At 68.9% G+C, this 12,305-nt stretch carries 10 protein-coding genes and 1 pseudogene; 5 read left to right on the top strand and 6 right to left on the bottom strand.

What is annotated here, in order from left to right:
• A pseudogene (locus ODE13_RS16655) lies at nt 1-1,241 on the top strand (hypothetical protein); the annotation flags it as partial.
• Between the two features lie 369 nt (nt 1,242-1,610).
• On the opposite strand, the gene ODE13_RS16660 reads toward ODE13_RS16655, so the two are convergent.
• Complete coding sequence (locus ODE13_RS16660; RefSeq protein WP_322480273.1) at nt 1,611-2,303, bottom strand: class I SAM-dependent methyltransferase; 693 nt, start codon at nt 2,301-2,303, stop codon at nt 1,611-1,613.
• A gap of 175 nt (nt 2,304-2,478) precedes the next feature.
• On the opposite strand from ODE13_RS16660, the gene ODE13_RS16665 reads away from it, so the two are divergent.
• Entirely contained in the window at nt 2,479-3,276 is a 798-nt protein-coding gene (locus ODE13_RS16665) for a class I SAM-dependent methyltransferase (RefSeq protein WP_322480274.1), read from the top strand.
• A gap of 38 nt (nt 3,277-3,314) precedes the next feature.
• On the opposite strand, the gene ODE13_RS16670 is transcribed toward ODE13_RS16665, so the two are convergent.
• The gene (locus ODE13_RS16670) at nt 3,315-3,872 is read right to left on the bottom strand and encodes a hypothetical protein (RefSeq protein ID WP_322480275.1); all 558 of its coding nucleotides are present in this window, start codon (nt 3,870-3,872) and stop codon (nt 3,315-3,317) included.
• Nucleotides 3,873-3,985: 113 nt separating this feature from the next.
• Between ODE13_RS16670 and ODE13_RS16675 the strand changes: the two genes are divergently transcribed.
• On the top strand, nt 3,986-4,591 hold the full coding sequence (locus tag ODE13_RS16675) for a helix-turn-helix domain-containing protein (protein ID WP_322480276.1): 606 nt from the start codon (nt 3,986-3,988) through the stop codon (nt 4,589-4,591).
• Between the two features lie 20 nt (nt 4,592-4,611).
• On the opposite strand, the gene ODE13_RS16680 is transcribed toward ODE13_RS16675, so the two are convergent.
• Genes ODE13_RS16680 through ODE13_RS16690 form a run of 3 tightly spaced genes read right to left on the bottom strand, consistent with a single transcriptional unit; the run spans nt 4,612 to nt 8,887 of the window.
• Nucleotides 4,612-5,586, bottom strand: coding sequence for an NAD(P)-dependent oxidoreductase (locus tag ODE13_RS16680; RefSeq protein ID WP_322480277.1), 975 nt, complete (start codon nt 5,584-5,586; stop codon nt 4,612-4,614).
• A complete protein-coding gene (locus ODE13_RS16685; protein ID WP_322480278.1) occupies nt 5,583-7,367 on the bottom strand; it encodes a thiamine pyrophosphate-binding protein in 1,785 nt (594 codons plus the stop codon). Before ODE13_RS16685 ends, ODE13_RS16680 begins: the two co-directional genes overlap by 4 nt.
• Nucleotides 7,364-8,887, bottom strand: coding sequence for a sodium:solute symporter (locus tag ODE13_RS16690; RefSeq protein ID WP_322480279.1), 1,524 nt, complete (start codon nt 8,885-8,887; stop codon nt 7,364-7,366). The genes ODE13_RS16685 and ODE13_RS16690 overlap by 4 nt, the downstream gene beginning before the upstream one ends.
• A 139-nt stretch (nt 8,888-9,026) precedes the next feature.
• Between ODE13_RS16690 and ODE13_RS16695 the strand changes: the two genes are divergently transcribed.
• Complete coding sequence (locus tag ODE13_RS16695; RefSeq protein WP_322480280.1) at nt 9,027-9,557, top strand: PucR family transcriptional regulator ligand-binding domain-containing protein; 531 nt, start codon at nt 9,027-9,029, stop codon at nt 9,555-9,557.
• Nucleotides 9,558-9,935: 378 nt separating this feature from the next.
• On the opposite strand, the gene ODE13_RS16700 is transcribed toward ODE13_RS16695, so the two are convergent.
• The gene (locus tag ODE13_RS16700; protein WP_007079305.1) at nt 9,936-10,877 is read right to left on the bottom strand and encodes a GlxA family transcriptional regulator; all 942 of its coding nucleotides are present in this window, start codon (nt 10,875-10,877) and stop codon (nt 9,936-9,938) included.
• Nucleotides 10,878-10,984: 107 nt separating this feature from the next.
• Between ODE13_RS16700 and ODE13_RS16705 the strand changes: the two genes are divergently transcribed.
• Nucleotides 10,985-11,296 carry an antibiotic biosynthesis monooxygenase gene (locus tag ODE13_RS16705; RefSeq protein WP_322480281.1) on the top strand — a complete coding sequence of 104 codons (312 nt, stop codon included), beginning with the start codon at nt 10,985-10,987 and terminating at the stop codon, nt 11,294-11,296.
• The last annotated feature ends 1,009 nt before the right edge of the window (nt 11,297-12,305 follow it).

A 12,305-nucleotide genomic window follows, 5' to 3' on the forward strand; every position in this document is an offset into this window, starting at 1 on the left:
ATGACGAGGACTCTGACGATGACGAGGACTCTGACGATGACGAGGACTCTGACGACGACGAGGACTCTGACGACGACGAGGACTCTGACGACGACGAGGACTCTGACGACGACGAGGACTCTGACGACGACGAGGACTCTGACGACGACGAGGACTCTGACGACGACGAGGACTCTGACGACGACGAGGACTCTGAGTCCGCTGACCGACCTGAACGGCCGCAGCGTCCGGCTCAGCCAGCCCAGCCTTCCCCGCCCGAGCAGCGTCCTGCTCAGCCGGCTCAGCCGGAGCAGCGTCCAACTCAGCCCTCCCAGCCGGAGCAGCGTCCGGACCAATCCCGGCAGGGTGAGCGCACTGAATCCACAGGTCAGTCCTCCCAGCGAGACCGGCCGAGCCAGTCTGAACAGCGTGACCGGTCGAGCCAGTCTGAACAGCGTGACCGGTCGAGCCAGTCTGAACAGCGTGAGCGCTCCTCGCGGCCCGCTGAGCAGGAGCGGCGTTCGGACCAGGACCGATCGGAGCAGCGTGACCGGTCAGAGCAGCGGGAAGCCTCAGACCGCCCTGAGCGGGGAGAGAGTTCCGCTCCGGACGTCCGGTCTGAGGAGCGGCTCCGTCCCGATCCCGACGACCGGCAGGAGCAGCCGCGCGATCAGGAGGCGTCGTCTCAGCCCACTGATTCGTCGGAGGAGCGCACCGAGACCGAGGAGAGCAGCCCTGAGCCGACCTCGTCGGACCGACCGGTGGAGAGTGGCCGCAGCGAGAGCGCCCCGCGCGCTGATGCGCCGCGCGGCGCCGGAGGAGGCGAGAGTCAGGAGTCGACATCGCCCTCCGGACAGGACGGCGAACTGCCGGTTGCACGCGGAGACGAGCCGGTGACGTTCGACCCCGGCCCCGAGCCCCGCCACAGCGGAACCGACAGTCCTCTGGACCGTCGTTCGCCCAATGTGGCCCTTGAGGATCGATTCGACAGGCCTGCCTCTGAAGGCTCCGAGCTCCCCCGTGCCCTGTCGGATGCCCTGGAGCCTGGTGATGGTGGTGAGGCCACCCCTGGAGCCGGTGTCGAGACCGCCGCCGACTCCGCGCATGACGCTTCGGGGAGCCCTGCGGCAGAGGAGCCGGTCGCGATGGAGCGCAGCTCCGGAGTGCCCAACGGCGCCTGGTACACGGCAGGGCTGTTCCTGCTCGGTGCCTTGGGGTGGATCCTCTACTTCTTCGGATGGCGTCCAGGCCGCAACAGCTGACGGGCGTTCCAGCGGGTCTTCCTGTTCCGGGTGCGAGGGGTCCAGGCTGGTGCGGTGATCGGCGCTGGAGGTGTGATCGCCTCCGCGTTGACCGGCCCGGCCGATGTGGCCGTCGCCTTGCTGGCGCCTCAATGCCGTGTCCGGCGTGTGCCAGGTAGGGTGCTCATTCGTGTCAGTGCGCGAGCAGTGACTCAGGGCGACATGATCCACTGTCGTGAGCAGATTGTTCACCAGCCATTCATGGCGACCGAGAACTCACCTACCCAGGCGATCCCAGCACAGCAGAACCTGTGGACGTGGCGGAGACTATCGTCCAGGATCAGCGGAAGGTCCTGCCCGACGAGCCGCGGGTTCGGAGGCTCGGTCGGCTCAGCTGATCCGAGTGGCCCGCACGATCACGTCATGCAGCAGCAGCTTGCTCTCGCCCCGGGGAACCTCGCGGCTGGACTCCACAGCCGTCTCCACGCGCCAGCTGCCCTTGTCCAGCAGGGCGACGACGTCGGCGGCGCGGACCTCGGCCTCTTCGGGCGGATGATGCGGGCCCGAATGGTCAGGATGTCCCGACGCGGGAACATCTCCGGGATCCGATCCATGGTGGTGGCCGGCATCCTCCCCCCGGTGTAGATGGCCGATGATGAGCAGAGTCCCTCCGACGGCCACCCAGCCCGCCACCCGGCGGTAGAACTCCAGCTGCGGGATGGTCGGGTGGGCATAGTGGGTGGTCACCAGGTCGTACGGCTCCTCCGGGGCCCAGGCGGTGAGGTCAGCGGCGATCAGCTCCACCCGGGGGTCCACGCCGCGGGCCTGCAGGATCCGTGCGGCACGGGCCAGGGCGGTGCGGGAGATGTCGACTCCGGTGACCTGCCACCCCTGCTGAGCCAGCCATGCCGTCTCGATTCCCTGTCCGCAGCCGGCGTCCAGGGCCCGCCCGGGAGTCAGCGCGGACACCTCACGGGCTAGGTGCGGGTTCGGCCCGCCGTCTCCGCTGGGGGCGGCGACCTCCGGGGCAGGGGACTCCTGGTAGAGCTTCTCCCAATACTCGGCATCGAACTGTCGTGTCATGGTGTCTCCGACCTCTCCAGCCTGGACCCGTCCGCCTGACGAGGCCGCGGCAGCGACTCTACCGCCGGACCGCCAGGCACGTCGCGGTCCTGTGGCTCCCAGGCCCGCCGTAGGGGAGGGGCGAGCTTTGGGCGGCACCCACGACAGTCTAATTGAGAATGTTTATCATAAGGCCATGACTGACGTTGAGCGGTTCACCCGCGCCTTCTCCACCGCCACCAGTGACTTTGACCGACTGGGCGAGCATCTGTGGCGACCCGTCGGCGACGCCACGGTGACGCGTTCCGCTCCACGTCCCGGTGAGAAGGTGCTGGATCTCTGCTGCGGCAACGGTGCCTCGGCCATCCCCGCGGCCCGGCTCGTCGCCCCGGACGGTCGCGTCGACGCCGTCGACCTCTCCCAGGCGCTGCTCGATGAGCTCGAGAAGCACGCCCACGGGCTGCAGAACATCACCGCAGTGCAGGCCGATGCCACATCCTGGGAGCAGCAGGGCTATGACCTGGTGCAGTGCGTGCTCGGCATCTTCTTCTTTCCAGACATGACCTCCGGCACGGAGCACGTCATCAGCCGTGCCCGCCCGGGTGGCCGCGTCGCCCTCACCATCTGGCGCCGGGGTGCCGTCGAGACCGCCGGGCGGCACCTGCAGCAGGCGATGGGCGCGGTGACGGGCGTGGCCGCCGAGCCTCGCCCGCCGCACCTGATCGATGACATCAACACCCCCGAGGCGTATCAGGAGTGGCTCCTCGCCCGCGGACTGGTGGAGCCGGAGGTCACCGTGGAGGAGCGGGGCATCCCCATGACTCCGGAGATCGCATGGCTGGTCATCACCGGGTCAGGGTTCGCCGGCATGCTCGCCGGGCTCGATGCCGCCGACGTCGATCGCGTCCGAGAGGCCTACCTGACCTCCCTGCAGACCGAGGGGGTCGAGAGGCTCGACGTCAGCACCCTGATCGGCACCGGCACCGTGGGCTGAGCGGCGGGAGGCGGCGGGCAGGAGGCGGGTCTGACGAGTCAGTCAGCGGTGACCATCAGCGCCGTGTCAGCTGCTCCGCTGACGCGCTCCAGAGGGAGACCGGAGAGCGAGTCCCTGTCGACCTCGACGGCCGTCAGCTCGACCTCCTCGCCGACCTCCAGCGTCCCCAGGTCCGGAGTGGTCACGGAGGGACGGTCCCCGCGCAGGGTGAAGTCGGCCCCGTCCTCGAAGACCAGCAGCTGCGGCTGCCCCTGCTGGGTCAGTGCCAGGTAGCCGCCCGGGCCCACGATCAGCTCGCCGGAGACCTCCTCCGGAGTGCCCTGGGGAGTCTCCGACGCGACCAGTCCATAGGGGCTCTCGCCGATCGTCTCCACGGCCAGGCTCGAACCGGCCTCAGCGTCATCCTCCGCGTCGCCGTCGTCCTGGGCCTCGCCGCCGTCGGGCTCGGTCTGGGCGGTCTCGTCCGGGGCTGCGGTCACTGGTCCCTCGGTGTCCTCGGCGGCGCACCCTGTGGCGACCAACGCCAGGAGAGCGGCCCCGAGGGGCAGGGCACGGCGGGCAGTGGTGGGGTGGGGTGCGGTCTGCGGGTTCATCATGGGTTCCTTCCTGCGGGCGTGATGTCGGTCAGCGGCTCACAGTGCCGACGTGGCACGATGTGCCATCTTGGCAAACATGTGCACAGGCGCAGTTGTTCCCGTATTCTGCCGGAGTGAGCAGCTCCACATCTCTGACCCGACGACGCTGGGAGGCCACCCGGCTGGACATCGCCCGCACCGCCGCTCGGCTCTTCGCGGAGCAGGGGACGAGTGCGGTCACGGTGGAGCGCATCGCTGGCGAGGCCGGAGTCTCCCTGCGCACGTTCTATCGGTATTTCCGCTCCAAGGAGGAGGCTGTCGCGCCGCTGCTGGGCGTGGGTGCGGGGCTGTGGCAGGAGGCGCTGGCGGGTTCCGGGGCGAATGATCCTCGGGAGGCCATCCCGGACCTCATCGAACAGGTGCTGGGCCGTGGAGGCTCCGGAGGCGGTTCGATCGCCCGGATGCGTGGGCTGCTGCAGGCCGCCGCCGAGGATCCGGCGCTGGAGGCCGTGTGGCAGCAGGTCAACCATGACTCCGAGCGGCAGCTCTGCCTGATCATCGGCTCCCTGGTCGAGGACGCCGATCCGCTGTCCGTGCGCCTGCTCGCCGCGGCGGCGACACACTCGATCCGGATCGGCCTGGAGCACTGGGCGAGGAGCGACGACGGCGCGGAGAGCCCGGCCGCGCTGGCCAGCCGAGCCTTCGTCCAGCTGTCCCAGGGGATCGAGCTGCGCGGCTGACCAGCGGCAGACCCGCCGGATCACGCCCTGAGGTGCTCGATCACGGCACGGGCAGGGTCGAGTCCGTAGCTGAGCAGCGAGTCAGCCGACCAGTACGCCGCATGAGGGGTGCAGATCACTGCCGGGTGATGCCGCAGCGGAGCGGCCGGGGCGGGCGGCTCTCCATGGAGTACGTCGAGTCCGGCGCCGCGGAGGCGGCCGGAGTCGACGGCCTCCAGCAGTGCGGCCTCGTCCACCAGCTCCCCGCGTGAGCAGTTGATCAGGATCGCGCCCGTCGGCAGGCTCGCCAGAGCATCGGCGCCGATGATCCCCCGGGTGCCGTCCGTCAGCGGCACGTGCAGAGAGAGGATGTCACTGCGCCGCAGCAGCTCCTCCAGGGACACCGTCGTCGCACCCTCTCCCACGTTCCTCGGATCGTGGGCGATGACCTCGCGGACCAGGGGAGCTGCCATCGAGGTCAGGCGGCGTGCGATCCGGCCATGCCCCAGTAGCCCCAGGGTCAGCCCGCTGAGGCGCCGAGGCGAGGCGGGTGCCCCCACGGTGAGCGCCTCGGTCCACAACCCTCGCCCGACGATGTCGGTGGCGCGCGGCAGCTGGCGCTCCACTGCCAGCATCAACGCCAGACTGTGAGTGGCGACCTCCTCGGTGGCGGCGTCCCGCAGCGGAATGACCGACATTCCCCGAGCCTGCGCGGCGACGACGTCGACCATCTCCGTACCGGCGCTGGTCGTGGCGATCACCCGCAGCTCCGGCAGCGCCTCGAGGATCCGGCTGCTGATGCGGGCGTAGCCGACCACCATGCCCACTGCGCCGCGGGCGCGGGCCGACAGCAGCCGGGCCGGATCCTCCGCGTCAGGGGAGGCCGGAAGCCCGGCCACCAGTGAGTCGAATCCGTGCGCGGCGAGCAGCCGCTGCGCCGGCTCCAGGTCGACGTCGGTGCGGTCGCTGAACAGGACCACCGGTCGGGTGTCTGAGTGGTCGGGTTCGAGGCTCACGGGCTCAGCCGATCCAGATGCGTCGGTGCGAACAGGCCCAGCCGCGCCGGCAGCACGACCACACGCGGCCCCGTCTCGGAGAGCGCGCGCCGCACCGCCTCTCCAACGTCATCCAGTCCGACGGTCTCTGCAGGGATGCCGAATGATGCGGCGAGGGCGGCATAGTCCGGCCGATTCAGCTCAGTGGCGGTCGCCTCGCCGAATTCCCCCTCCATGTAGCTGCGCAGGATCCCGTAGCCGCCGTCGTCGATGATCAGCCAGGTGACGTCGAGCTGATGCTGAGCGATCGCGGCCAGCTCGGCGATCCCGTAGAGCGCGCCGCCATCGCCGGACACCGCCAGCACCTGGGTCGGCTGACCAAGGACCCTGCGCCCGAAGGACGCGCCTGCGGCCGCCGGCAGGGCATGGCCCAGACCGCCGGCGCCCTGGGCGGAGACGCACCGTCCCTCCTGCGGATCCCAGACGGACCAGGCCCAATATCCAGCGATGGTCATGTCCCAGAACGTGTCGGCCCCCGCCGGGACCGCTTCCCGCAGGTCTGCCAGAAGCTGCTGTTCGGCAGCCAGATCCTGTGAGGAGAGTCGCTCGCCGACCGTGGACAGCAGGGCCGAGATGTCCTCCCCGGCCCGGTGAGCCCGTGCACGGAGCAGGTCGTCATGGTCTTCCCCTGCTGCTCCGGCGCCGCGGAGCTGCTCCACATGGTTCGCCAGACTGCTCAGGGCCGGCCCGGCGTCGGCGTGGATTCCCAGCCCGTCATGGTTCGAGGTGACCTTGCCCAGCTCCGCCTCGATGTGGATCACCCGTCCGGCAGGGGAGAAGGTGTGGTAGTTGCTGGAGAGCTCCCCGACACCGCTTCCGACGATCAGCAGGACATCGGCCTCCTCCAGGAACTCCGTGGTGGCGATGTCCTCGATCCAGCTCTGGGCGGAGAGCCTGTGGTCACGAGGAAAGGATTCCTTGCCGCTGAAGGTGGTGACCACCGGAGACTCCAGCGCCTCAGCCAGTTGCCTCAGCGGTTCACCTGCACCCGCGCGGACCACACCCCCGCCGGCGAGGATCCTGGGCCGCTGCGCGTTGAGGAGCATCTGTGCCGCCGTCTCCATCAGCTCAGCGCGCGGCGGCAGGGCCGAGGGGCGGGCAGAGAGGTCCTTGATCTGCGGAACCCAGGGCTCTGCCGGTTCGAGCAGCACATCTTGAGGGATCTCCACCAGCACCGGGCCCATCGGTGGGCTCGAGGCCGCACTCCAGGCCTCGGCGAGAGCAGAGGGGATCTGGGAGATCCTGCGCACGGTGAACACGCTCTTCACCACCCCGCGGAAGGACGCGGACTGGTCCGGCAGCTCATGCAGGTAGCCATGACGCCCGCCCCCCAGCCCTGCCACGGGAACCTGGGCGCTGATCGCGATCACGGGCACCGAGGAGGCCGCCGCCTCCTGCAGTGCGGCCAGCGAGGTCAGCGCCCCGGGTCCGGTGGAGAGCAGCAAGGGGGCCGGGGCTTCCAGGGCGCGGGCCAGGCCGTCGGCCATGAACCCGGCGTTGTTCTCGACCCGGGCGCTCAGGTAGGGCAGGGGAGATCGACGCAGGGCGTCGAAGAGTCCCAGCGCGTGCTGCCCAGGCAGGCCGACGACGGCCCGTGCGCCCAGAGCGGTCAGTGACTCCAGGGCGACGTCGCCGCCGATGCGGCCGGCGGCCGGGACTGTGGAGCTGGGAGCCGGTCGGGTGGAGTCGGCGGCAGGGCCGGTGGGACCGGCGGCGGTGGGGTCGCTCGGGTGGGAGATCACAGGTCGGAACCGTCCTTCGAAACAGAGTGCTGGCGGTGTGGCAGGGGCGTGTCAGAGACCGATGCGGTGCTGCTGCGTCGCAGGCGCCGGTCCCATTCGGCCAGGACGTCCTCCGGAGTGGGCGGGGTCAGCAGGCTGACCACCACGTAGACCACCAGGCTGGAGCCCAGTCCCACGTAGATCGGGGCGGTGGCGAGGATGTCGGTGGCGACCATCGTGCCGATCACCGCGACCGTCCCCACCGCCATGGACCACAGCGCCCCGTGGCGGGTGCCGCGGCGCCAGACGAGTCCTCCCAGGATCGCCACGAAGAGCCCGCCCACCAGGATGTTGTAGGCGATCACCAGTGCGCCGATGACGGTGGTCACCAGGCTCGCCACGATCACCACTGCGGCGCCCAGCACCAACGTGGCCAGGCGGTACCCCCTCACGGACTCTTCCTCGGGATGCCCGGCGGCGGCCGGTGGCGTCTTCCCCGAGCCTCGTCCGACCATCCGACGGAGCGGGGGAATCAGGTCGGTGGTCAGCACCGTGGAGCAGGCGATGAGCGCTCCCGAGGCCGTGGACATCAGGGCAGCCAGCGCCGCGGCCAGCACGAACCCGCGCACGCCGGTGGGCAGAGCCTCCTGGACGATGGTGGCGAAGGCTTCGTCCGGGTTGGCCAGGTCCGGCCAGACGGCCCGGGCGGCCATGCCGATGATCGCGCCGGCCACCGCGTAGATGATGCAGTAGACGCCGGTGATGGTTCCACCGATCACGCTGATCCTCGGTGTCCTCGCGGTGAAGACGCGCTGCCAGATGTCCTGGCCGATGAGCAGGCCCAGCGTGTAGGTCAGCACGTAGGTCACGATGGTCGCTCCGCCGATGGACACCGGGGAGAAGAACGAGTCGCCCAGACGCTCATGGATCTGCGCGAAGCCTCCCGCGTGGAGGACGGCCACCGGGGCGAGGAGGAACAGGATGCCTACGGTCTTGATCACGAACTGGATCACGTCGGTCATCGTGATCGACCACATGCCGCCCATGGTCGAGTAGGTGACGACGACGGTCCCGCCGATCAGCACGCCGGCCCAGTTGGGCACCCCCAGCAGCACATGGAAGATCGTCGCGTACGCGAGCGTGGACGTCACGGTGAGCATGAAGGTGTAGAGGAACATCACTATGCCAGGGATCAGTCCGGAGACACCGCCGTAGCGCAGATCCAGCATCTCGATGACGGTGTAGACCTTCAGCTTCACGATGTGCCGGGTGAAGAACACCGAGAGCACCAGGATCCCCAGACCGATGGCGGTCACGAGCCATGCGCCCGAGAGACCGAAGCTGTATCCCAGTCCGATGCCGCCCACTGTCGAGGCGCCGCCCAGGACGATCGCCGAGAGGGCGCTGGAGTACATGAAGGTGCCTAGTCGGCGTCCGGCGACGAGGTAGTCGCTCTTGGACTTCGAGCGGCGCAACCCCCAGTACCCCACGCCGAGAATCGTTGCCGTGTAGACGGCGATGACCACCAGGTCCAGAACCATGTCTCCTCCATCTGCAGCCCGGACGGTCCGCGTCGACGCGGGATATCGGGGGCCGATGTCGGAATGCTAGTGGCGCAGCACACACGTCAGCCAGGTGCAGAAAATCCTGGATCGCCCCGATTCGGGATAGTTTGTCCCCATGGATGAGGTGCCGGCACGGGACGATCTGGAGTTCATCCGCACTCTGCGCTCCGAGGAGCATCGCAGGAGCCGCGTGGCAGTCGCCCTGGGGCAGCTCCTCGACGACGAGTCGCTCGGCATCCAGGTGCTGAGCCCCGGGGAGCGGGAAGCGATCCGGGACGTCCGCGTGGCGTCCACGCCCGTGATCGAGCTGCGCGATCCGCGGCGATACCTGGTCGGCGAGGAGCTTCTGCTGATCACCGGCTTTGGACTGCCGGCACGGAGGGCTGAGATCGCGTCCTACGTGGCCAGGTTGCTCGACGTCGGCGTGGCCGCTCTGGGCTTTGGGCTGCTGCCCGTTCACGCGGAGGTGCCCGAGGGCCTGGTCGAGGAGTGCCGCGCCCAGGGTCTTCCGCTGATCGCCTTCCCGGATGAGACCCCGTTCATCCGCGTAACGATGGCCTTCGCCGCGCTGCTCGAGAGTGAGAGGGTCTCGCGCCAGGCCGCGACCATCCAGGCCGTGGTGGGTATGACGGCTCTTCCCAGATGAGGGTGTAGGTCGGCCGGGAGCGTCGGTCCGCAGATAGACGTCGAGGTCTCCCGACGATGGAGGTTCCTACGCCATCCATCCGAAAGACCTCGACGTGACCGACGCTACCCCGCCGGCCGGCTTCGGCCGCCCTGACCTGACCGCCTTCGCGTCTCATCCCAGTCGACCCTGATCGGGTCTGCTGACCCCCTCGACGAGAACGCAGCGACATCACAGCCACCCAACCCCGACCGTCCGGGAAGCCGGGGCACGTCACATGGCCTGTGCTGCGGGCGTGTCGAGTGGGTCGTCCAGGGGCGACGCAGGAGCGTCGACGCGACGTGCTGAGAGGTGGTTCCAACCGGGCGCTAGGACACCGGCTACAGGCATGGCGATAGGTCAGGAACGGCGTCGCTCCCTGCGCAGGAGGGAGCGCAGAGTCTCGGCGTTCGCGTAGCCGACCCGTAGCGCGATCTCGGCGGAGGTGAGGTCCGTGGTTGCTGAGAGGTGCCGAGCTCGTTCGATGCGAAGCCGTTGGACGAAGCCGAGCGGAGTGAGGTTGAGCGCCGCACGGACTCGTCGTTCGAGGGTGCGCCGGCTGGTGCCGAGCGACTGCGCGACGAAGGCGACGTTGAACGGTTCGTCCAGGCGGGCGCGCACGAAGCGTTCGAACTCGACGACGATCGGGTCCTCGTGCCGGAGATGTTCGTAGGCGACGAAGGCCGCCTGCGATGGACGCTCGTCGATGATGAGGAGCTTGGCGACATGTTGGGCCAGGTCGGGGCTGATCGATCGCACGAGTGAGAGCGCGAGGTCGATGTGGGCGAACGCGGCGCCGGCGGTGACGAGGTTCCCGTCCACGACGACCATGGTGTCGAGATCGAGGGCGACGGTCGGATAGCGCTTCAGGAACTCCGGCCCCAGGAACCAGCTGGTCGTCGCCCGCCGATGATGCATCCGTCCGGTCTCGGCGACGGCGAACACGCCGGTGCACGCCGCGGCGATCCGGGTGGTCGCGTCGTCGAGGCGCCCGAGCGAGGCGATGACCGAACGAGCATCTCGGCTCTGGAGGGCGTCGTTGGTAGCGGCGGCCGTGAGGGTTCCAAGCGCAGGGACGACGACCACGTCGAACTCTCCGGACTCCGACAGCGGGTGGTCAACCGACAGGGTCATCGATGCCGTCGTGGTCACTCGCCGTTTCGGTCCGAGGATGGCGAGTTCGATCGGGTCGATCCGCGGGTCGATATCGCCGCGGGCTCCGTCGGCCACCCGCACGATGTCGATGACCGACGCGACAGCCGAACCGAAGCAGCCGTCGATCGCGATCAGTCCGATACGCATGGCGCGAACAATAGCAATACTGTCGTATACGCCACTTCCCATCGGCCCTCGCTCGTCATACGCTGAACTCGCCCCACGAAGAACCCCGACTTCAAGGAGAACCCCTCATGTCCACACCCGCATCACTTCCGTATGCCTTCGTCGCCAAGATCGTCGCGGCCGATGGACAGCACGACGGGCTCGCCGATCTGCTCGCCGGCGCTGTCGCACTCGCCAACGAAGAAGTGGGAACGATTGTCTGGTTCGCGGCTAGAACCCACGCCGACACCTTTTGGATCTTCGATGCATTCCCCGACGAGGCCGCTCGCGACGCCCACGCCAACGGCGCCATCGTCGCAGCCCTGATGGCCAACCAGCACCTCCTCGGCGCAGCACCCGAGATCCTGGCGGCCGACGTCCTCGCGTCCAAGCTCCCGTAGTCCGCCAACGCACGAGACGATCGCGCCCCGCCGAGCCGTCGGACCCGACCGCCTCGACACCCGCACCACGTTGACGATCCCCGACGGGCCGATCACGAGGGGGGCCAGGCAACACCAGGCGCAAGCCTGGAGCGGCACTGGTTCACCGGTGGTCATCGAGAGAGCCAGCGCGGTTCCATGGCAGCGCAACTGTGTCAACTTGCCCTCCGTCCCGCTAGGCGCCGTGGGCGGGTCTTGGTTGCGATCCGTTGCCGTGACGGGAGACGCGTTGCGCGTCGCAGCGATGACGGGTCGTTGGCGTTCCGGGGCGTTGCGTTCGTGCGCGTCGCCCGTGCGGCATGGAACATCTCGCTGCGCACACAACGATCGCTGCGCCGACGCACCGTTGACACCTCGCACGTCCAGGTCGCGACACAACGCCACGCCGCGTTGCCGAGCGGAGCGAGGCCTATCGGCACACGGACAGGATGCCGGCCGCGAGCGCTCAGCCGGCGAGGGGTCCGTCGCAGAGGAGAGCGACGTCGGTGTCGGGCAGAGCCGTGAGGCCAGCGCATCGCGCGACCACCAGAACCGAACCGCCCCTGCCCTGCGTTTCCGCAGGTCAGGGGCTGTTCGCCAGAGCCGCCTCTCGGAATCGAACCGACGACCTAATCACGTCGGCTTTGCGTCTATCGCTTGATGCGCCCACTGGGCGAACGAGCCGCTGACCTGCGCAAACGCCGAGAGTGGGGGGCGCCGCCATCCGGTGGTGACCGACGACGACCGACCAGTACCGACCGTTTCACCGGAGCTTGCGGCGGCGTCGAAGCCGAGCAAGCTCCATTCTTTTAGCTCACCGCGCCCTCCTCCTAGCCGGTCCCGTCGTCGTCGAAGACGTTTCAGGGGTCTTCCCAGATGACGGTGTAGGTCGGCCGGGCGCGTCGGTCCGCAGATAGACGTCGAGGTCTCCCGATGACGGAGGTTCCTACGCCATCCATCCGAAAGACCTCGACGTGTCCGACGCTACCCC

The organism is Nesterenkonia sp. HG001 (genome assembly GCF_034438835.1).
GTDB classification, from domain to species: Bacteria; Actinomycetota; Actinomycetes; order Actinomycetales; family Micrococcaceae; genus Nesterenkonia; species Nesterenkonia xinjiangensis.